Annotated in this window: 24 protein-coding genes and 2 tRNA genes; 6 read left to right on the plus strand and 20 right to left on the minus strand. The window is 66.5% G+C overall.

Annotated features, from left to right (window positions below; translation table 11 throughout):
- The first annotated feature begins 20 nt into the window (after positions 1–20).
- Positions 21–662: a hypothetical protein gene (locus tag ASG11_RS17325; protein ID WP_236697578.1), complete on the plus strand. Its 642-nt coding sequence runs from the start codon at positions 21–23 to the stop codon at positions 660–662.
- Positions 650–1,429, plus strand: a complete 780-nt coding sequence (locus tag ASG11_RS17330) for a hydrolase 1, exosortase A system-associated (protein WP_055783246.1) — start codon at positions 650–652, stop codon at positions 1,427–1,429. The genes ASG11_RS17325 and ASG11_RS17330 overlap by 13 nt, the downstream gene beginning before the upstream one ends.
- A gap of 3 nt (positions 1,430–1,432) precedes the next feature.
- Here the strand turns inward: ASG11_RS17330 and trxB are convergent, their stop codons facing one another.
- Positions 1,433–2,398, minus strand: a complete 966-nt coding sequence (gene trxB, locus ASG11_RS17335; protein ID WP_055783249.1) for a thioredoxin-disulfide reductase — start codon at positions 2,396–2,398, stop codon at positions 1,433–1,435.
- Between the two features lie 257 nt (positions 2,399–2,655).
- On the opposite strand from trxB, the gene ASG11_RS17340 reads away from it, so the two are divergent.
- Entirely contained in the window at positions 2,656–3,243 is a 588-nt protein-coding gene (locus ASG11_RS17340) for a peptidylprolyl isomerase (protein ID WP_082472943.1), read from the plus strand.
- Between the two features lie 13 nt (positions 3,244–3,256).
- Here the strand turns inward: ASG11_RS17340 and ASG11_RS17345 are convergent.
- The 4 genes from ASG11_RS17345 to ASG11_RS17360 all read right to left on the minus strand — a co-directional run bounded on the left by ASG11_RS17345 (position 3,257) and on the right by ASG11_RS17360 (position 6,448).
- Positions 3,257–3,333, minus strand: a tRNA-Met gene (locus ASG11_RS17345).
- Between the two features lie 67 nt (positions 3,334–3,400).
- A complete protein-coding gene (locus ASG11_RS17350; protein WP_055783254.1) occupies positions 3,401–3,922 on the minus strand; it encodes a 2'-5' RNA ligase family protein in 522 nt (173 codons plus the stop codon).
- A complete protein-coding gene (locus tag ASG11_RS17355; protein WP_055783618.1) occupies positions 3,919–5,793 on the minus strand; it encodes a potassium transporter Kup in 1,875 nt (624 codons plus the stop codon). Before ASG11_RS17355 ends, ASG11_RS17350 begins: the two co-directional genes overlap by 4 nt.
- A 178-nt stretch (positions 5,794–5,971) precedes the next feature.
- Positions 5,972–6,448, minus strand: coding sequence for an Lrp/AsnC family transcriptional regulator (locus tag ASG11_RS17360; protein ID WP_236697579.1), 477 nt, complete (start codon positions 6,446–6,448; stop codon positions 5,972–5,974).
- Positions 6,449–6,582: 134 nt separating this feature from the next.
- On the opposite strand from ASG11_RS17360, the gene ald reads away from it, so the two are divergent.
- Both ald and ASG11_RS17370 read left to right on the plus strand, forming a co-directional pair.
- Positions 6,583–7,689 (plus strand): alanine dehydrogenase, encoded by a 1,107-nt coding sequence (gene ald / locus ASG11_RS17365; RefSeq protein WP_055783259.1) that lies wholly within the window; start codon positions 6,583–6,585, stop codon positions 7,687–7,689.
- A 39-nt stretch (positions 7,690–7,728) separates the two neighbouring features.
- Positions 7,729–7,947, plus strand: a complete 219-nt coding sequence (locus ASG11_RS17370) for a DUF3072 domain-containing protein (protein WP_055783262.1) — start codon at positions 7,729–7,731, stop codon at positions 7,945–7,947.
- Positions 7,948–8,053: 106 nt separating this feature from the next.
- On the opposite strand, the gene ASG11_RS17375 is transcribed toward ASG11_RS17370, so the two are convergent.
- The 6 genes from ASG11_RS17375 to ccmC form a co-directional block, all read right to left on the minus strand.
- Positions 8,054–8,737 (minus strand): tetratricopeptide repeat protein, encoded by a 684-nt coding sequence (locus ASG11_RS17375; protein ID WP_236697580.1) that lies wholly within the window; start codon positions 8,735–8,737, stop codon positions 8,054–8,056.
- A complete protein-coding gene (locus ASG11_RS17380) occupies positions 8,698–9,084 on the minus strand; it encodes a cytochrome c-type biogenesis protein (RefSeq protein ID WP_082472945.1) in 387 nt (128 codons plus the stop codon). The genes ASG11_RS17375 and ASG11_RS17380 overlap by 40 nt, the downstream gene beginning before the upstream one ends.
- A gap of 125 nt (positions 9,085–9,209) precedes the next feature.
- Entirely contained in the window at positions 9,210–9,737 is a 528-nt protein-coding gene (locus ASG11_RS17385) for a redoxin family protein (RefSeq protein ID WP_055783271.1), read from the minus strand.
- Complete coding sequence (locus ASG11_RS17390; protein ID WP_082472946.1) at positions 9,734–11,554, minus strand: heme lyase CcmF/NrfE family subunit; 1,821 nt, start codon at positions 11,552–11,554, stop codon at positions 9,734–9,736. The genes ASG11_RS17385 and ASG11_RS17390 overlap by 4 nt, the downstream gene beginning before the upstream one ends.
- A 233-nt stretch (positions 11,555–11,787) precedes the next feature.
- Complete coding sequence (gene ccmE / locus ASG11_RS17395) at positions 11,788–12,234, minus strand: cytochrome c maturation protein CcmE (protein WP_055783276.1); 447 nt, start codon at positions 12,232–12,234, stop codon at positions 11,788–11,790.
- Between the two features lie 100 nt (positions 12,235–12,334).
- Positions 12,335–13,075, minus strand: a complete 741-nt coding sequence (gene ccmC, locus ASG11_RS17400) for a heme ABC transporter permease CcmC (RefSeq protein ID WP_055783622.1) — start codon at positions 13,073–13,075, stop codon at positions 12,335–12,337.
- Positions 13,076–13,223: 148 nt separating this feature from the next.
- Here ccmC and ASG11_RS17405 point away from each other — a divergent pair, with 148 nt between their 5' ends.
- Positions 13,224–13,967 (plus strand): HAD-IIB family hydrolase, encoded by a 744-nt coding sequence (locus tag ASG11_RS17405; RefSeq protein ID WP_055783279.1) that lies wholly within the window; start codon positions 13,224–13,226, stop codon positions 13,965–13,967.
- 19 nt (positions 13,968–13,986) lie between these two features.
- Here the strand turns inward: ASG11_RS17405 and ASG11_RS17410 are convergent, their stop codons facing one another.
- The 9 genes from ASG11_RS17410 to ASG11_RS17450 form a co-directional block, all read right to left on the minus strand.
- A complete protein-coding gene (locus tag ASG11_RS17410) occupies positions 13,987–15,039 on the minus strand; it encodes a Glu/Leu/Phe/Val family dehydrogenase (protein WP_055783282.1) in 1,053 nt (350 codons plus the stop codon).
- A gap of 22 nt (positions 15,040–15,061) precedes the next feature.
- Positions 15,062–15,138 (minus strand) — tRNA-His (locus ASG11_RS17415).
- A gap of 189 nt (positions 15,139–15,327) precedes the next feature.
- Positions 15,328–16,047 carry a type II secretion system protein N gene (locus ASG11_RS17420; protein WP_055783285.1) on the minus strand — a complete coding sequence of 240 codons (720 nt, stop codon included), beginning with the start codon at positions 16,045–16,047 and terminating at the stop codon, positions 15,328–15,330.
- Entirely contained in the window at positions 16,044–16,523 is a 480-nt protein-coding gene (gene gspM, locus ASG11_RS17425; protein WP_055783288.1) for a type II secretion system protein GspM, read from the minus strand. Before gspM ends, ASG11_RS17420 begins: the two co-directional genes overlap by 4 nt.
- Positions 16,520–17,614, minus strand: a complete 1,095-nt coding sequence (gene gspL, locus ASG11_RS17430) for a type II secretion system protein GspL (protein WP_055783291.1) — start codon at positions 17,612–17,614, stop codon at positions 16,520–16,522. Before gspL ends, gspM begins: the two co-directional genes overlap by 4 nt.
- Positions 17,611–18,612: a type II secretion system minor pseudopilin GspK gene (gene gspK / locus ASG11_RS17435; protein ID WP_055783294.1), complete on the minus strand. Its 1,002-nt coding sequence runs from the start codon at positions 18,610–18,612 to the stop codon at positions 17,611–17,613. The genes gspL and gspK overlap by 4 nt, the downstream gene beginning before the upstream one ends.
- A complete protein-coding gene (gene gspJ, locus ASG11_RS17440; RefSeq protein WP_055783297.1) occupies positions 18,599–19,228 on the minus strand; it encodes a type II secretion system minor pseudopilin GspJ in 630 nt (209 codons plus the stop codon). The genes gspK and gspJ overlap by 14 nt, the downstream gene beginning before the upstream one ends.
- Entirely contained in the window at positions 19,225–19,710 is a 486-nt protein-coding gene (gene gspI, locus ASG11_RS17445; RefSeq protein ID WP_269083407.1) for a type II secretion system minor pseudopilin GspI, read from the minus strand. Before gspI ends, gspJ begins: the two co-directional genes overlap by 4 nt.
- Positions 19,703–20,215 (minus strand): GspH/FimT family pseudopilin, encoded by a 513-nt coding sequence (locus ASG11_RS17450; protein WP_236697581.1) that lies wholly within the window; start codon positions 20,213–20,215, stop codon positions 19,703–19,705. The genes gspI and ASG11_RS17450 overlap by 8 nt, the downstream gene beginning before the upstream one ends.

The following is a 20,215-nucleotide window of genomic DNA, read 5'->3' on the forward strand; positions in this document are numbered from 1 at the left end:
GGCCCGATACCGGCCCGGTCGTGATCGCCGCGCTGCCGCTGTTCGAGGAAGCCAATCGAACACGGGCGTTCATGGTCTCGATTCTGCGCGCGCTGGCGCAGCGCGAAATCGGCTCGATCCTGCCCGATCTGCCGGGAACCGGGGAAAGCCTCACCCCGCTCGAAAGCATGACGATCCAGCGCATGCAGGGCGCCTATGAGGATCTCGTTTCCGCGACCGACCGTGAAGGCCGCCGCGCTTATGGTATCGGAATCCGCAGCGGCGCATTGCTGGACACGCTTGGCCCGTTGTCCGGCCGCTGGCACTTCGCGCCCCAAAGTGGCGAAGACCTTCTGCGCGAACTTACTCGCGTCAAGCAGGCCGAACTCGGCATCGCCAAGCCATTGCGCGAAATGTGGTTTCTGGACGGCTCTCGCACTTCGGCCGAGATCGCGGGCAATTCGATCTCCGCCGACCTGCTGAGCACACTTGCAGTAGAGGCATACGTCGTCGCGCCCGGCACCTCCCGTCGGACCGTGCGACTGATGAGCGATCCGAAGCCCGCCGACGTTAGGGTCGATGCGGCACCGCTTTGGAGACGCAGCGAGCCGGACAACGATATTGCGCTGGCAGAGTGTCTTGCCAACGACATCGCCGACTGGATCGCAACATGCGAAAGCTGATCGCGTTTCCGTGCGCCGGCGAAATGCTGGTTGGTACGCTGGACGAGGGCGGCCACACGAGCGGCCTGCTGATCGTCTCGGGCGGCAATGAAGTCCGCGTCGGCGCGCATCGCGGCATGGCCCTGCTCGCGGCACGGTTGGCCGCTGCGGGCATTCCGGTGTTTCGCTACGACCGCCGCGGGATCGGGGACTCGACCGGCGAAAATACCGGCTTCGAACATTCCGCCGACGACATGGCCGCAGCACTGGCCACCTTCCGCAAAGAGGCACCCCAAGTCACACGCATCGTTGGATTTGGAAATTGTGATGCGGCCACCGCGCTTGCATTGTTCCATCGCAAAGCCGGTATCGACGCGCTGGTCCTTGCCAATCCCTGGACGATCGACCAGCCCGACGACCTCCCCCCGACCGCAGCGATCCGCGCGCGCTACGTGGATCGGCTGAAAAATCCCGGCACGTACCTCAGGCTGGTGCGTGGTGGTATCGATTTTCGCAAGCTGATCAAGGGCTTGTCCAAGCTATCGGCCAGCCAGCCGCAAGACGCAGGCAGCCTCGCCGTTAGACTGAAGGCGGCAATGGAAACAGCGGATAAACCAGTCCGCATTGTCCTGGCCAAAGGCGACGCGACCGCTATCGCCTTTGCCGCATCGGGCGCGGCCGCGAGCCTTACCGCTCAAACTGACGCTTTAGACACCGCCTCACACAGCTTTGCCCACGCGGGTGACAAGGCGGCACTGGAAGCCATTCTGCGCGCAGCGCTCGCCTGAAGCCTATTCCGCCGCCTCGGCGAGTTCGAACTCCGCCTCCGCCAGAAAACGTTCGGCATCCAATGCGGCCATGCAACCGGTGCCCGCCGCGGTCACGGCCTGGCGATAGATCTTGTCCATCACGTCGCCGCACGCGAACACGCCGGGGACGCTGGTCTTCGTGCTGCCGGTCTGCACCGCGATGTACCCGTCCGAATCGAGATCGAGATGGCCGCGGAACAGTTCGGTCGCCGGGTGATGCCCGATCGCGACGAACCCGCCTTCCACATCCAGACGCGACATCTCTCCGGTCACAGTATCGCGCAACTCTAGCGCGACAAGGCCACTGGCACCGCCGCCATCGACGAACTGCGCGACCTCCTTGTTCCACAACACGTTGACGCTCTTGTGCGCAAACAGCCGTTCCTGCAGGATTTTCTCCGCACGGAAGCTGTCGCGGCGGTGAATCAACGTCACGTCGGGCGAATGATTTGTCAGGTACAGCGCCTCTTCGACCGCCGTGTTGCCGCCGCCGATCACCGCCACCTTCTTGCCGCGATAGAAGAAACCGTCGCAGGTCGCGCAGGCGCTAACGCCCTTGCCCTTCAACACCTCCTCGCTGTCGAGGCCAAGCCACTTGGCCTGCGCGCCGGTTGCGATAACAAGCACGTCGCCCTCGTACACATCGCCGCCATCGCCGATCAGGCGGAACGGACGCCGGGTGAGATCGACCTCGACGATCGTGTCCCACATCAGCCGCGTACCGACATGCTCGGCCTGCGCCTGCATCTGCTCCATCAGCCACGGTCCCTGGATCACGTCCTTGAAGCCGGGATAATTCTCGACGTCCGTCGTGGTGGTGAGCTGCCCGCCAGGCTGGATGCCCTGCACGACGATCGGCGCCATCCCGGCCCGTGCGCCATAGATCGCGGCGGACAGGCCGGCCGGGCCGGAGCCGAGGATGAGCATCTTCGTCGTGTGCGTGGTCATGGATTTTGTCCGTACTGGGTTTCGGCGCTTCTAGGGGGCGCTTGCGTCAGGATGCAACATGGGAGGGAGTGGCAGCGAGGAAAAGGACAGGGAAACTTGTGGATGGGGAAGCGCCAATTGCCCAATCCGTCACCCCGGGCTTGTTCCGGGGTCCACTGTGCCGCAAATTCGCCGCTGACGATCGTGCTGTCCGGTGGCCCCCGGAACCCGTGACGACGAATTTTGGGAGATGAAGCGTGCTTAGACTGATCTTCGCCATGACGCTGGCGGCACAGGCCACACCGGCGCCCGTCCCGGTTTCGCCACCACCCCCCGCCACCGTCCGCGTCGCGCTCGACACGACCGAGGGCCGCATCGTGATCGAACTGGAAAAGGGCCGCGCGCCGATCACCACCGCCAACTTCCTGAAATATGTCGATCAGAAGCGGCTCGACGGCATCGGTTTCTACCGTACCGCCAAGGCTGGCCCGCATTTCGGCTTCGTCCAGTTCGGGGTGCAGAACGCCCCCAAGCGCGTGCTTCCGCCGATCAAGCACGAACCCACCACGCTGACCGGCCTCAAGCATCTCGACGGCACGATCTCGATCGCACGCTATGCGCCCGGCACCGCGAACGGCGATTTCACGATCATGGTCGGCGATCAGCCCAGTCTGGACGCCGACCCGTCCGCACCGGGCGACAATCAGGGCTATGCCGCGTTCGGCCATGTCGTGGAGGGGATGGACGTGATCCAGAAGATCTTCGACTCGCCCACCTCGCCCACCGCCGGAGAGGGCGTAATGAGGGGCCAGATGATCGTACCGCCGATCCTGATCAAGACGGCGCGGCGCGTCGCGGCGACATGAGAATAATCGCGAGTGGTAGCGAAGGAGGGACTTGAACCCCCGACCCCAGGATTATGATTCCCGTGCTCTAACCAACTGAGCTACTTCGCCGTACCCGGTGTGCGGGAACGCGTTTCCACTCGCGAGGCGCGGGCTATAGGAACCGCGCCCGAAGCGGTCAAGCGAACATATGACGCGACAGCGGCTCCCATGGCCCGCCACGATACCACCAGCTCGCCAGCCCCGCGATCGCGACCGGTCGGGGGTGGAATTCCACCTCCAGCGCGGCCTGCAACGCCTTGGCCTGATAGGGTTCGACCTTGTTCTGGACCGTGACGTGCGGACGCCAACCGGCCGAATCCTGCGGCGTCAGCATCGACGCGAAGGCATCGCGCAACCGATCGCGGATATCCTCGAGTTCGAGCGATTCGATGCGGAATGCCACCCCGCGCCCCAGCGACATCAGCCCCGCCACCCGTGCGGCCGGGGCAGGCACGCCGCGCGTTTCCCCCGCCAGCCGCTGCTTCAGTTCCACCTCCAGCGATGGCGGCAGGTGATGGAACATCGTCAGATGCGCCGCCAACTGGTTGCGTTCGGGTGGAAAATGCGCACGCCGCAAGCCATCGAAATACGTCGCGTCGCCCTTGCCGAACAACGCCGTCACGATGATCGGCGCGGCAGCCGGTGGATCCTGGGTCAAATCTCGACCTGGCTGCCCAGTTCGACCACGCGGTTGGTCGGCAGGCGGAAGAACTCCATCGCGCTTTCTGCATTGCGCAGCATCCAGGCGAACAGCTTTTCGCGCCAGATCATCATCCCAGGCCGCTCGGACGCCAGCAAGGTCTGGCGCGAGAGGAAGAAGCTGGTGTCCATCATACGGAAATCCGCACCGCATTGCGTGATCCGCGCCAGCGCCGCCGGCACGTCCGGCTCCTGCATGAAGCCGTATTTCAGGACCATGCGGTGGAAGCCCTGATCGAGATCCTCAAGGTGGCAGCGCCCGTCATCGGGATAATACGGCACGTCCATCACCTTGACGGTAAGCAGAATGATGCGCTCGTGCAGCACCTTGTTATGCTTGAGGTTGTGGAGCAGCGCATGCGGCACACCGGCGGGCGAAGAGGTCATGAACACCGCCGTACCGGGCACGCGCGTGGCGGAGGTCGCGGCGGACTGGATGAACACCTTGATCGGCATCGCCGCCTCGCGCATCCGCTCGATCATCAACTGCCGCCCCTTCGACCACGTCGTCAGGAAGGTGAAGATGATCAGCCCCGCGAGCAGCGGAAACCAGCCACCAGCCGGCACCTTCGTCAGGTTCGCTGCGAAATACGCGCCATCCACGACGAAGAAAAGCCCCAGCAACGGAATGGCATAGCGCCGTTTCCAACCCCACAGCTTGAACAGGACGACCGCAAGCAGGCAGGTATCGATCAGCATCGCCCCCGTCACCGCGATGCCATAAGCCGAGGTGAGATTGGACGAGGTGCGGAAAAACATCACCAGCAACAACACCATTGTCAGCAGCATCCAGTTGACCAGCGGGATGTAGATCTGCCCCGCCGTGGCCGCACTGGTATGCTCAATGCGCAGGCGCGGCATGAAGCCCAACTGGATCGCCTGTTGCGTTACCGAGAATGCGCCCGAGATCACCGCCTGAGACGCGATCACCGCCGCGCAGGTCGCCAGGATGACCAGAGGCAGTTGCAGACCGGTCGGCGCCAGATTGTAGAACGGGCTGACCAGTGCCGCCGCGCCCTCCCGTGAGAGCAACGCGCCCTGCCCCATGTAATTCGCCATCAGGGCCGGCAGCACGAAGAACAGCCACGACACGCGGATCGGATTGCGCCCGAAATGCCCCATATCGGCGTACAGCGCCTCCGCTCCCGTCACCGCCAGCACCACCGACCCGAGGGCCAGGAACGCGCGCAGAGGATCGAGATAGAAGAATTCCAGCGCGTAATGCGGCGAGAATGCCCAAAGGATCTCCGGCGTCTGCCACACGCTGATCACGCCCAAGGTCGCGATCACCGCGAAATAGGTCAGCATGATCGGTCCGAAGAACAGCCCAACCTTCGACGTGCCGCTACGCTGGATCGAGAACAGGCCGATGATGATCACCACCGCGATCGGCAGCACGAGTCCACCGAACGCCGGCGCGGCGACCGCAAGCCCTTCGACCGCCGACAGTACCGAGACCGCCGGCGTGATCATGCTGTCGCCATAGAAAAGGGCCGTCGCGAACACGCCCAGCAAGATGATGCCGCGCGACCAGCGCTTCATCTGCGTGCGGCCGGAGATCAGCGCGAGCAAGGCCAGGCTGCCACCCTCGCCCTTATTGTCCGCGCGCATGATGATCGAGACGTATTTCAGCGAAACGACGATCATCATCGACCAGAACATCAGGCTGACGACCCCCATGATGTGCACCGGGTCCAGCGCGAGCGGATGATGGCCGTGGAACGTCTCGCGAAACGCGTAGAGCGGGCTGGTGCCGATATCGCCGAACACCACGCCGATCGCGCCGAGCGCGAGTTTGGGCAGACCATCCTTATGATGGCCTCCGGTCAGGTGCGGGTCGCTGCCGTCGCGATCTTCGGTCGGGATATCGGTGGTCACGGACGGACCATTCGTATCCGCATTACAACATCATACATCATTGGAAGTTCGCCGACGCGCCCCCTTGGCCCGAAGATCGGCGACTTACACCCGCGCGAGGTCCCCCGCAAACGTTCTCCGCCATGGCCGGTCATGACGCGCCACCAAACAGCGCGTCGGCCTCGCCGCGCGTCGGCACGGCGCGCAGTACGAAACTGCTGCTGATCGTGTTGACGCCGGGCAAACGGCCGAGATGTTCGCGGTGCAGCCGCTCGTAATCGTCGAGATCACGACAGACGATCTTCAGCCGGTAATCCTGCGCGCCGGATACCAGGGCACATTCGACCACCCCGTCGATCTGCGCCACCGCCCGCTCAAACTGCGCCAGGTCCTCATCGACCTGCGTGCCGAGCGTGATGTCGACCAACGCAGTAACCCGAAACCCGAGTCGACGATGTCCGAGATGCGCTCCGTATCCCAGAATATGGCCCGACGCCTCCAACGCCTGGATCCGGCGTGTGCAAGCGGATTGCGACAGCCCGACCCGCGCGGCAATATTGCTCACCGATGCGCGCGCATCTGCCGCCAATTGCTGGAGAATCCCCGAATCGATTCGATCTATCTGCATCATTTCCACTCCGAGAAATGGGATTGCAGAAATATTATGCAAGCGGCACCGTCCGCGCCATAGGTCTTTGCAGAGATTCCAGATCGGAATTGCGATACTGTATCGTCATCTCATCTCTGTCCGGAGTTTTCGTGATGCGCGTCGGTGTCCCCAAGGAAATCAAGAACCACGAATATCGCGTCGGGTTGACGCCGCCTTCGGTAGTCGAGCTGATCGCGCAGGGTCACACGGTCGCGGTGCAGACCGGCGCGGGCCTGGGCATCGATTTCGAGGATCAGGATTATATCGACGCCGGCGCGACGATCCTGCCCGACGCCGCGAGCGTCTTCGCCGCCAGCGACATGATCGTGAAGGTCAAGGAGCCGCAGCCGAGCGAGATCGCGTTGCTGGAACCTCGCCACCTACTGTTCACCTATCTCCATCTCGCCGCGGACAAGCCGCAGGCCGAGGGGTTGATGAAGTCCGGCGCGACCTGCATCGCCTATGAGACGGTGACCGCGAACGATCGCTCGCTGCCGCTGCTCAAGCCGATGTCGGAAGTTGCCGGCCGCATGTCGATCCAGGTCGGCGCACATTATCTCGAGAAGGAGCAAGGCGGGCGCGGCGTGCTGCTCGGCGGCGTACCCGGCGTGGCCCCGGCGCGGGTCGCGATCCTCGGCGGCGGCGTCTCGGGCGTCAACGCGGCGCAGATGGCGGTCGGCATGCGCGCCGACGTGACGATCTACGACATCTCGAACGCGCGCCTCGCCGAACTCGACATGTTCTTCTCCAGCCAGATCAAGACCGCCTATGCCAGCAAGGCGGCGATCGCGGCGGCGGTGAAGAACGCGCATCTCGTCATCGGCGCTGTGCTCGTGCCCGGCGCGGCCGCTCCCAAGCTCGTCACGCGCGAGATGCTCAAGACGATGAAGCGTGGGTCGGTGCTGGTCGATATCGCGATCGATCAGGGCGGCTGCTTCGAGACCAGCCATGCGACGACGCACGACAATCCGGTGTTCGAAGTCGACGGCGTGATCCATTATTGCGTCGCCAACATGCCCGGCGCGGTCGCCCGCACCAGCACCTTCGCGCTCAACAACGCGACGCTGCCGTTCGTGCTGAAGCTCGCCAATCTCGGCGCGGAGGGCGCGATGAAGGCGGATCCGCATCTCGCCAACGGCCTCAACGTCTACAAGGGCAAGATCGCGTTCAAGGCCGTCGCGGACGATCTCGATCTGCCGTACGAGGCGTGGAACGGATAAGGAACATGGCCGTTGGAGTGTTTCGAAAGGAACACTCCGATGACCGACCAGAACCCGAAAGACCACCCTACCGGCAACGCCGAGAAGGACCCGGACGACTGGACCACCGGCGACGAGCCGATGACCGGTGCCCAGGCCAGCTATCTCAAGACGCTCAGCGAAGAAGCGCACGAGGAATTCAACGACACGCTGACCAAGGCGGATGCATCGAAGCGGATCGACGCGCTGCAGTCGAAAACCGGGCGCGGGTCCGACTAGGGCCCCGCCCAAATCGTCATCCCGGCGCAGGCTGGGATCTCTGTGGGGTGGGCGCGACGCTCGCCTCAACGAGACCCCAGCCTACGCTGGGGTGACGACTTTGGGACTATCGCACCCCGGCGCGCTGTCGCTCCGTCGCCGCCAGAAAGCGATCCAACAGCGCCAGTCGCGCGGCCAGTTCCGGATAATAGGACAGGGTCTTTGGCGTCAGCGCTACCGCCCGCGCCCAATAATCCCGCGCCTTGGCGAACTCCCCGGCCCGCACATATGCCAGCCCGGCAAAGAATGGCGGCGCGGGCTGCCTGGGTGCCAGGCGCGCCGCCTGCTGGAACGCGAACAGCGCGCTCGGGGAAACCTGCCCGCCGTCGTGCGCGGCAAGGGCGCTGCCGAGGCCAGTCCACAGCGCGTAGCTCTGCGGATATTTGTTGATCCCCGCCAACACCATCCACACCGCTGCGCCGGTATCCCCGGCGCGCGTCATGCCGTCCGAGGCGACGAGATAGGCGCCATCCCCGGTGAACCGGCCCACCATCGCATCGCGCAGCGCGATCAGATCGGGATCGACAACGATCGGGTCGGCCGCCGCCTTGACCGGATGGCCCGGCAACATCGGCTCGCCCTGCAAGGCATAACCGGCCGCACCGAGCATCAATGCCGATCCGACGAACGCCCAAAGCCCGCGCGGCAGTCCGATCCGCCACAGCAAGGCGAAGATGCACGCGCCGATCACCGCCAGCATCGCCCAGCCCATCAGCCGCGCCGCCGTTTGAACGACCCGCGTGCCAGCCACGCACCGATCCCGATCAGGATCAGCGGCATCAGCCAGAGTGGCGCGGTCAGCCAGTTGAACGGGGGATCGTAGGTGACATAGTCGCCATAGCTGGCGATCAGTTTATCGCGGATGTCCGTCGGGCTCTCCCCGGCGAGTATGCGCTGGCGCACGAGCGAGCGCATGTCGCCAGCCATTTCGGCATCGCTGTCGGCGATCGACTGGCCCTGGCAGACCAGGCAGCGGATCGTGCCCATCAGGTCGCGGGCCCGTGCCTCCTTGGCCGGATCGCGGAGCTGCGTGTTGGCAAAATCCGCCGGCGGCAGAGTGCTGTCGGCGAGCGCCGGCGTGGCCGTGAGAAGAGCCAAAGCGAAAACCCAAGCCGTCACCCCGGACGTGTTTCGTGGTCCACCGGCGCGCAAACGCAGCGGCCGAGAGGTTTTTGGCACGGTGGACTCCGGAACAAGCCCAGGATGACGGATGTGAGTGTCGCTCACTTCGCCTTCTCCAGCGCCGCAAGGATTTCCGGAATGTCGTCAGCCCGGATATCGCCGACATGCTGCAGCACGATCCGGCCCTTGCCGTCGATCACGAACGTCTCGGGCACGCCGGAAGACCCGAGCGCAAGCTGCACCGCGCTCTGCCTGTCGTCACCGATCCGCTCATAGGGGTCGCCATTGCGCGCGAGAAACGCTCGGATCGCGATCGAAGTATCGCGGATCGCCAGTCCATCCACCGCGACGCCCATCTTTTTCAGCCGCAGCAGCATCGGTGCCTCGGCGATGCACGGGATGCACCAGCTGGCGAACACGTTGAGCAGCCGCGGCTTCCCATCGGCGAACATCGTATTGGACAGGCCCGGCTTGCCCGGCACGATCGCGCCGACCGTGAACGCCGGCAGCGTCTTGCCGACCATCGCCGATCGCACCGTCCGCTCGGCCGGCCGCGTCAGGCCGATCGCCACGACGGCGAAGATCAGGGCGAACATGCCGAGCGGCAGCCAGATCAGCCCGCGCTTCATACGTACGCCTCCCGGTACGACGCCTTGCGCTCGCGCCGCACGCGCCCGATCAGCGACAGCGCGCCGCCCAGTGCGATCAGCGCGCCGCCGAGCCAGATGAACGTCACGAACGGCTTCCACCACAAGCGCAGCTGCCAGCGGCCCTGTTCGTCGGGAGCGCCGAGGACGGTGTAGAGTTGCCCATCCAACACCGTCGCGATCGCGGATTCGCTCGTCACGGTGGGCGGCGAGGCGAAGAAGCGCGATTGCGGGCGCAGCACGAACCAGTCGCCATCCTCGCCACGCCGGACGCTCAGGCGCGCCTGCAGGGCCGACCAGTTCGCGCCGATCACCGGCGAGATGCCGTCCAGCCGGACGATATACGGTCCGACCCGATGCGGCTCGCCCACGCGCGCCGCGACCAAGGTCTCCTTGGTGAACGCACTTTCCGACGCCATGCCGGCCAGGCTGACCGCGATGCCGAGATGCGCGATCACCATGCCCCAGGTGAACAGGGGCGTGCGGCGCAGGTTTCGCTTCCACAATGGTGCCACGCTCGCCGCGGCCAGTCCGGCGGCCAGCGCGATGCCGAGGAACGGCAGGATCGCGATCCCGCCGGTCGCGATGAACACCCCCGCCCCGGCCAAAGCAGCCGCCGCGATCGGCAGCATCATGCGCTCGACCAGTTCGTTGCCGTCATCGCGCCGCCAGCGCAGCAGCGGACCCGCGCCCATGATCGCGACCAGCGCCAGCGCCACCGGCCCCGCCGCCTTGTTGAAGAAGGGCGGCCCGACCGACAATTGTACGCCGAACGACGCCGCGACGATCGGGTACAGCGTGCCGATCAGCACGATTCCCAGGATCACCGACAGCAACAGATTGTTCGCGACCAGCGCGCCCTCGCGGCTGACCAGATCGAACGTCCGCCCCTGCCGCACGGTGCCGATCCTGAGCGCGAACAGCACCAGCGCACCGCCGATATAGATCGCCAGCAGCGCGAGGATGAAGCTGCCGCGCTTCGGGTCCACCGCGAACGCATGCACGCTGGTGAGAATGCCCGAGCGGACGAGGAACGTGCCGACCATCGACATCGAGAAGGCGACCACCGCCAGCATCACCGTCCATGCGCGCAGACCGTCGCGCGTCGCCAGCACGCTGACCGAATGCAGCAACGCCGTCGCCGCCAGCCACGGCATCAGCGAGGCGTTCTCGACCGGATCCCAGAACCACCAGCCGCCCCAGCCGAGTTCGTAATAGGCCCAATAGCTTCCGGCGGTGATGCCCAAGGTCAGGAATATCCACGCGCCCAGCGCCCAGGGGCGCATCGCCCGCGCGAACGCCGGGCCGACGTCGCGCGTCACCAGTGCGCCGACCGCGAAGGAAAAGGCGACCGAGATGCCGACATAACCGATGTAGAGCGTCGGCGGATGGAACGCCAAGCCCGGGTCCTGCAACAAGGGATTGAGCCCGGCCCCATCCGCCGGCACTGGGTCCAACCTTGCGAACGGGTTGGAGGAGAAAAGCAGAAAGGCATAGAAACCCAGCGCAATCGCCGCCTGCGCGCCGAGCGTCGCGATCAGCGTCGGCTTGGGCAGATTGTGTTCCAGCATGGCCACCGCCGCCCCCGCCAGGCCGAGGATCGTGACCCACAGCAGCATCGAGCCTTCGTGATTCCCCCACGCCCCGGCGAACTTGTAGAGCAGGGGTTTGTCCGAATGGCTGTTCTGCGCGACGAGCAGGACCGACATGTCCGATCGCATGAATACGGCGATTAGCAGCCCCATCGCCAGCAGAGCGAGCAGGCCCTGCACGAAGGCGACCGGGCGGACCGCGGCCATGATCTCGTGCGCACTTACGCCTGCTTGACTCCCCCCCCCGCTCCTCAAACCCGTCTGTGCAGAGCCTGTCGAAGCATTGTCCTGTTTTTCCGCCGCCGAGGAAAAAGGCAGTCCTTCGACAAGCTCAGGACCGACGGCGCGGGAGTTGAGCCTAATACCCACAATCGCCAGCACCAATTGCAACGCCGCCAGCGCGGCCGCGAACCACAAAGCGGCAAGGCCAGCCTCGGCGATCATGGCTCCAGCGTCTTCGTCTCGTGCATGTCGCCTTGCGCCGTCTTGGCCGCCTGTGGCGGCATATAGCGTTCGTCATGCTTGGCGAGCAGGTTGGTCGCGATGAAGCTGCGGTCGGCGTTGAACTGACCCTCCGCCACCACGCCCGATCCCTCGCGAAACAGGTCCGGCGTCACGCCGCGAAAGCGGACCGGCACGGTCGCCACGCCATCGGTCACGACGAACGCGATCGACACGCCGTCCGGCTGGCGCCTGATCGATCCGTTCTCGACCATCCCGCCCAGCCGCACCGCACGGCCGACCGGCGGCCCGGCCTTGGCGACATCGCCCGGCGCATAGAAGAACGCCGCCTGATCCTTGAGCGCGGAGAGCGCGAGCAGCCCGGCCCCGATCACCGCCGCGACGGCGAGCAAGGCGAGCGTCAATCGCTGATGCTTGGCCTTCACTTCCGCTCCGCCCGGCGCATCGCCAGATAGCTGACGAGTGCGAGCGCACCGCCACCGGCGAGCGTCACGCCGTAAGCGGCGATGATGAACGGCCAGTGGTTCATGCCCCCACCCAATCCTTTGCCGCCATCCGCCGCATCCGCGCTTCGGCTTTGGCGACAGCGAGTATCGCGCGCATCCGCATCAGCACCACGCCACTGAAGAACAGGCTGAACCCGGCCAGCGTGAACCATAACGGCCACAGGATCGACGGGTCGATCGTCGAACCGGTCAACCCGATGCTCGGCCCCTGATGCAGGCTGTTCCACCACACCACGGAATAGCGGATGATCGGCAGCAGCACCGATCCCGCCACGCCGTAGAGCGCCGGAATCCGACCGTCGCCGCCGCGATCGGCATCGGCGCGAGCCAGCGCCATATAGCCGAGATAAACGAAGAACAGCAGCAGCATCGAGGTCAGCCGCCCGTCCCATTGCCACCACGTGCCCCAGGTCGGTCGGCCCCAGATCGATCCGGTGACCAGGCACAACGCCGCGAACACCGCGCCCGGCAAGGCGATCGCTCGCGCCGCGATCCCGGCCAGCGGGTGGCGCCAGACCAAGAACACGAGGCTCGACACCGCGATGCCGGTCCAGCCGCCCATGCCGAGCCACGCGGTCGGCACATGGATGTACATGATCCGCACCGAATCGCGCTGCAGGAAGTCCGGCGGCGTCTGCGTCAGCCCCGCCCACGCGCCGAACGCGATCAGCACCACGCCGGCCCAGAACAGAGCGGGCGTCAGCGGCCGCGCGATCTTCAGGAAACGAGCGGGGTTGGCTAACGCGTGAAAGCGGGGGATGGGAAGGCTGGGCACTATGATCCCGCGTCTAGAGCGAGTTGGCGTGCTACTCAACCGACCAGACGGTGTGCGGCGTGCGACCATATCGCCGCTCGTCGGTTGTGCCCCCAGAATGCCACCACACACTCCCACGCAAAGGTCTGCTCCCATGAAGAAACTCGTCGCCTTCGATCTCGACGGAACGCTCGCCGAGAGCAAGCAGGCGATCGGGGCCGACATGGCCGCGTTGCTGGCGAAGATCACCGCGCACATCCCCCTCGCGGTGATCTCGGGCGGAGACTGGCCGCAATTCGAGAAGCAGATCGTCGCCCGCCTGCCCGCCGACGCCAAGCTCAAAAACCTCTACATCATGCCGACCACCGGCACGAAACTGTATCGCTATGACGGCGAATGGCGCGCGATCTATGCCGATGTGTTTTCTAAGGAAGAGCACGACCATATCCTGAAGGCGCTGGACGATGCGATGGAAACGGCGGGTTTCGCCGATCAGCAGACCTGGGGCGAGAAGATCGAGGACCGCGGCAGCCAGATCACATTCTCCGGCCTCGGCCAGGATGCGCCGATCGACGCCAAGAAGGCATGGGATCCCGACTTCGCCAAGCGCAGAAAATTGCAGAGCATCCTGCAGGGCGAGTTGAAAGGTTTCGCGATCAACGTCGGCGGTTCGACCTCGATCGACATCACTCGCGAAGGCACCGACAAGGCGACCGCGATGGCCAAGCTGGCCGACCATTCCGGCATCGCGACCGCCGACATGATCTTCCTGGGCGACGCGATCTATCCCGGCGGCAATGACGATCCGGTGCGCGCGGCCGGCATCGACACGATCAAGGTGCGCGATCCAGAGGAAACGGTGACGGCGCTGACGGGGATGCTGGCGTTCATGGTGTAACGCCGACGCATCACCCTGATCAGCCTCGCCCGATCAGCCGCCGCGCCAGCATGTCCGCCACGTCGGAACTCGGTGCGCCGCTGCGGTCGGCTTCGTCCCACACCTCGATCAAACGGGCCGGGATGCGTTCGATCCGCGCCATGACCTCGGCTTCGTCGCCCTGGCCGAGATATTCGAGGCCGACATTGATGATGCCGCCCGCGTTGATCACGTAATCGGGAGCGTACAGAATGCCCCGCTCGGCCAGCCGCGCGCCGTCTTCGCGCTTTTCGAGCTGGTTGTTGGCGCCACCGGCGATCACCTTCGTCTTCAGCGCGGCGATCGACGATTCGGTCAGGATCGCACCCAGGGCGTTGGGGCTCACCACGTCGGCCTCGACGCCCAGAATCGCATCCGCCGCCGCCGTCTGCGCCCCGAGCTCGTCGGCCAGCGCCTGCGCGCGACCGGCGTTGACGTCCGCCAGCGTCAGCCGCGCGCCATCCTTGGCGAGCAGCTTGGCCAGCCCGCCGCCGACGCTGCCGACACCCTGGATCGCGACATGCACGCCCTGCATCGAATCAGCCCCGAGGCCACGCTTCGCTGCCGCTTTCACGCCGAGATACACGCCATACGCAGTATACGGGCCCGGATCGCCGCCCGCGCTGCCCGCTGCGACCGGCAGGCCCGACACGTGGCGTGTCTGCGTGGCGATGACCTTCATGCTCGCTTCGGACATGCCGACATCCTCGGCCGTCACGTACTTGCCGTTGAGCGATTCGACCGCGCGGCCGAATGCCTCGAGCTGCGCTTGCGAGATCGTGTCGCCCGGCTTGCTCGCCAGCACGACGCCCTTGCCGCCGCCCATCGGCAGGCCGGCCATCGCATTCTTGAAGCTCATGCCGCGCGACAGGCGCAGCGCATCGGTGATCGCGCGGTCGCTATCGGCATAATGCCAGAAGCGCACGCCGCCCGCCGCCGGTCCAAGATGCGTCGAATGCACCGCGATCACCGCCTGCAGGCCGCTGGCGGCGTCGGTGAACAGGTGCACGCCCTCATGCGCGTCGAAATCGGGGAAGCCCCAGCTGCTGGTCATGAAATGCTCTCGGGGAAGAAAGTGGGGCGACCGACGGGACTTGAACCCGCAACATCCGGCATCACAAGCCGACGCTCTAACCAATTGAACTACGATCGCCGCAGAGCGGGTGCCCCTAGCGGCTGGCGGGTGGATGCGTCAAGATTGCCATTCGCGTTTATGGACGTCCCCCTCCCCCATCCCGTCTTCCCTGAGCTTGTCGAAGGGCTGTCCTTCTGTCCAACCGGGCGAAGGAAGGGCAGTGCTTCGACAAGCTCAGCACAGACGGGGTTGGGGCAGGCGTGATCGCTAAAGCGTCCCCTCGACCGCCAGCGTATACCCTCCGGCCGACTGCTGGAACCCGCTCGTCATCAGTTTCGCGCCGTCCGCCGGATCGCCCGGCCGCACCGTCAGTTCCGCGCGGAAGCGCCCCGACGGCCACAGGCGGATCGCCGCCGTCTCGTTGCCCGACTGGCTGGCGAGCGGCAGCAGCAGCGCGCCCGATTCGCACTTCGCCGTGCCGCTGAGGCCCTGCGCCAGCGGCAATCCGCCGACATCGCCCGACAGCAATGCCTTCACCCGACCCTCGGCGCGCTGACACGATCCGTCCTGGAAGCGCACCGACACGTCGTCGAGTTCGATTCCCGTGACCGGCACCGGCGCGAACACCGTGCCGGCCGAGAGCGCCCCGGTCATGTCGTCCAGCCCGTAACTGTGCCGGCTGACGCCGATCGCGCCGTGTAGCGCGCGCGCGTCACCCCGGCTGTCGAGCCCGACCCGCGCCCGCCCGACCAGCAACTGGAACGGCGACAGGCCGGCATCCAGGTCCCCGACCGACAGTTCGCCGAACCGCGCCTCGCTCAGCGTGCCCCACCACACGCTGCCATTCACCGACCGCGCGCTGAGCCCCTGCTCGCCAAGCCCGATCCAGCCCAGCACGAGCCGCATCGGCAGGAACGCGATCAGCGCGACGACGAAGGCGGCGGCGAACAGCAGGCCCGGCCCGGTCGTCAGGCGGATCCGCCTCACAGCCCGCGCACCTTCAGCGTCATCTGCACCGCGACGGTCTTGTCGCCATTGTTGGTGACGTTCAGTGAATCGACCAGAATGCCCGACGCTTCCAGATCGGCGATCCACGCAAGCAGCGCCGCCGGCCGCGCCGAATTGATCGCGATCTGCACCCGGTCGTTGGCCAGCGGATTGGTGGAGGCGAGCGGGAATCCGGCGGCATCGGCGCGCGCGCGGATGATCGCGTCGAGCGGGCCGGACAAGGTGGGCGGCTTGTTCGCCTGAAGCGCCTGCACCGCCCCGACGCGCGATTCGGTGTCGCCCAGCCGGACTACCGCGCTGGCGAAGCGTTCGCGGCTCGAGGACAAAGCGTCGCTAAGGGGGCGAATGATGCCGCCCCACACGATCGTCAGCAGCGCCAGCGCCGCCATCACCAGCAGCAGGCGCTTTTCGCGTAGCGACCGGCCATCAAACCAGGTCTTCAGATTGGCGATCATTTCGCACTCACCGTGATCTGGCCGCTCACGCGTCCGGCGGCGGCTTCGAGCGTGCTCAGCCGGGCCGTGAAGCCCTGCGCCTCGACCCGCAGGCGCACGTCGGTCGCCTGCCCCTCGCGTTCGGTCGACAGCGTCGCGCGGACGTCGCCATTGGGATCGAACGCCAGCGTCGAAATCTCCGCCCCCGGCACCGCACGCACCGCCGAGAACAAAGCCGCGCCGGTGCGCGTGAAGCCCAGCCCCGCGCCGCGCAGCCGCGACAGGCGCTCGTCCAACTGGCGATCGGCATCGTTGATCGTCTCGCCGCGCGGCAGCCCCTGCCGCGCGAGGAGATCGGTGCGCTGCTCGAGCGCGTCGGCGGCGAAGCTGTACTTCACGAGGTCCACCAGCACGATGCACAGCGTGACGGCGAGGATCGCGGCCGACAACCAGCCGAGCCGCCGCACCAGCGCCCAATCGATCGCGAACCGCCGCCGTCGGGCAAACGCGCCCTGCCGCAGGTCGAGCGCCGGGCTGGCCACCGCCGCGACGATCGCCGCCTCCAGGTCTTCGCGCCCCAGCACGGTCGGTGCCGTACCGCCGGTGACGAGTTCGGTCAGCCTCGCCTCGTCCGCGAAACCGCTGGTGACGCCGCGCACCACGCCCTCGCCGCCGAGTTCGGCGCGCAGGAAGCCTTCGTCCGGGCGCGGCAGCAGCATCGGCGCGGGCAGCACCGCGCCCGGATCGACTCCGTTCGCGGCGAGCGTCGCCAGCCACCCGGCCATCTGCCGCGCCGAGACCACGCCGATCGGGCGCTCGGCATTGTCGCCCTCGCGCCCGACCGCGACGTGAAGGTCGCCGATCGGCGAGGCGCTGGCATCCGCCGCCAGCATCCGCGCCGCCGTTACCGCCTGCGCGGCCGAGCGATCGGGCAGCTCCGCCCAATGCAACGTCACCGCCCCCGCCGGGACCACCGCGACCGGCGGCGGCCCATCCTGGTCGTACCAGTCGGGAAAGCCTTCGCCGCGCGCCGCCACGACATCATCGGCGATGCGCAGCCAACGCCACGGATGATCTTCTCCGGGCAGGAACAGGACGAGCGTGTCGCTCATGACGGTTCGCCCCAAGAGCGCGACACGAGCCGCGCGGGCAACTTGGTCGCGTCGATGATCGACTGCTGCTGAAGTTCGGCACTGCCCACCGCGACATCGACCTGAAGCGCGAACCATTTCGTTGTCACGCCGGTCTGCGCCTGCGCGTCGGGCGCGGCGGTGATCGCGCCCTGCGCCGGCAGCGCCCAGAACGCGCTCACGCTCTCGAAGCCCTGCGACGGACGCTTCAGCAGCATCTGCCGTGCGGCGTCGACGCCGAGCGTGTCGGGCAGCAGCATTGCGAACAAGGGGGCCTGCTCCGGCATGAGCGTGTTGACGTTGATCACCGAAGGCTTTGCCACCGGCAGCGTGCAGAGCCAAGGGCGAAGCTTGGCATAAATGTCCGCCGTCACGCCGCTGACCGCGCGAAGCTCGCTGATATCGGTCATCAACGTGCCGGAGGTACGATACGGCGTCGCCGCACCGGTATAGGCACCATCCTCCGCGCCGCCGGGCAACGGATCGTTGTCGGTGTCGATCCAGTCGGCGGTCGCGGCGGCGATCCCGTCGGTGACTCCGCTCGGCACGCCGACCAGACGCATCAGGCGGGCGAACTGGATGCGGGCCGGCGCGTTCTCGGCATAGACGCCCGGCGCGCTTTCCGTGACAAGACCGTTGAGGTTGAAGCAATTGCCCCCATCCTTCACGCGCGCGGTGGCGAGACCGTTCGGCACCGGCAGGCGGAACGGCGTGTTGCTCCACCCACCGGCCAGCGTCACGCGCTGCCCCGCCTGACCGAGCAGGTCGTTGACCCGCGACAGCGCCAGCGTCTCGGCGGCATAACCATAGGCCCGCGCCTGCTCCCCCGCCGCCGCATTGCCGGCGAGCCGGGTGGACAGCCGCAGCTTTTCCAGCGCGGTCGCCGCCAGCACGGCGATTACCGCGACCAGCAGCAGGACCGTGAGCAGCGCCGCACCTCTTTCACCGGTTCGGTCGCCGAGGCCGTCACTGCGCCGCATTGGCGGTCCCCGCTACGGTCGGGCGATAGCCGGTGCCGACCGGAAACAGCTGGCGGAAATCCCGCCCGTCGCCGCGCACCAGTCGCAATTCGACGAGTTGCGGCAGCGGCGTCCGCGGCGTGCCCTGCCAGCGATCGCTCCACGCACCGTCGATGCGGTAGCGCAACGCCACCTGCCGTACGTTCTCGAGCAGGACGGCGGGCGGCAGCGCCTCCGCCCCGTCCAGCATCGGATAGGCGATGCGTTCGAGATTACCGTCGGTCAGACGATATTCGACCTTCTGCTCGCCGGCACGGGGCGCGGCATCGAGATTGCTCCACCCGCCCCGCACCAGTCGCAGCATCGGGGCCGAGCCCGATCCCGCCTCACCGGTGAAGGCGGGCAGCAGGTCGCCCGCCTCGTTGCGAGTCCGGCGATCGCGTGCCTGCGCGAAATCGGCCGACATCGCGGCGGACACGCGGGCGATCGCCGAGACATCGTCCAGCTTCGCGCCGGTCGCCGTCTGCGCGCGCACGCTGAACGCGAGCAGCGCGACCCCGGCGGCGGACAGCATGCCGAAGATCAGCAGCGAGATCATCACCTCGATCAGCGTGAAGCCGGCCTCGCGCGCGTTCATGACGCCGACGCCGTCGCTGCTTCGGGAGTCGGCGGCCGCACCACCGTCAGCCTGCCCTGCACATTGCCCTCGGCATCCGCGACCGCGACATCGATGCGCAGGATGCGCGCGTCGCCAGTGGGCTTGGTCACCCGAGTCCAGGCCCAGCTCCGGCCGCCATTCCGTTCGATCCCCTGCGCTTGCCCCAAAGCGGGCGGACGCGCATCGGTCATCGCCTCGAACGCGACGTTGCGCGCCACCATCTGCGCGACCAATGTGGAATCGAGCACCCCTGCCCCCCGGATCGTCGCGCTCTCCAGCCGGATCAACGCCATCGCAGCGAGACTGAACACGGCGAGCGCGACCATGATCTCGATCAGCGTGAAGCCGCCCTCCCCTTTCCGTTCGTTTCGAGCGTAGTCGAGAAACGGGTACCGGACATTGGCGGCGGTTTCGCGGCAACGCTCGATACGAACGGAAATTGGCTGATTGGTGTCAGCCACCGACGCGCACCGATCCGTCCATGCCGATGCGCACCGTCGCGCTCTCGTCGTCGCGGGTCAGGCGCAGATCGAGCGCGCGATCGGCGAGGCCGGTCGTATCGAACGTCACGCGATCGCGCGCCAGCGTGAGCGACGGGCGCACGCCCTTGCCCCATTGCGCCACGCGCAGGGGCTTCTCGCCGATCGCCTGCCACTGCCCGCCAGCACGCTCGTCGAAGCCGTAGCCGCCGGGCGACACCCACAGGCTCACCGGCCGCGCCTCGACGATCGCGGCGTCGTGCGCGGCGCGGGCGCGGGCGGCGAAGGTCGTCGCCTCGTCCATCAGCCGCCCACGCGGATCGGGCAGCGCCCATACCACCACCGCCGACGCGACGCCGATGATGGCGATGACGACCATCAGTTCGACCAGCGTGAAGCCGTGTTCGGCGTAACGCCGAGAAGTTACGAAGCCGTGTTCGGCGTAACGCCGAGAAGCCACGAAGTCGTGTTCGGCGGCGCGCGTCAC

Origin of the sequence: Sphingomonas sp. Leaf357, from assembly GCF_001423845.1 — a bacterium.
GTDB lineage: Bacteria > Pseudomonadota > Alphaproteobacteria > Sphingomonadales > Sphingomonadaceae > Sphingomonas.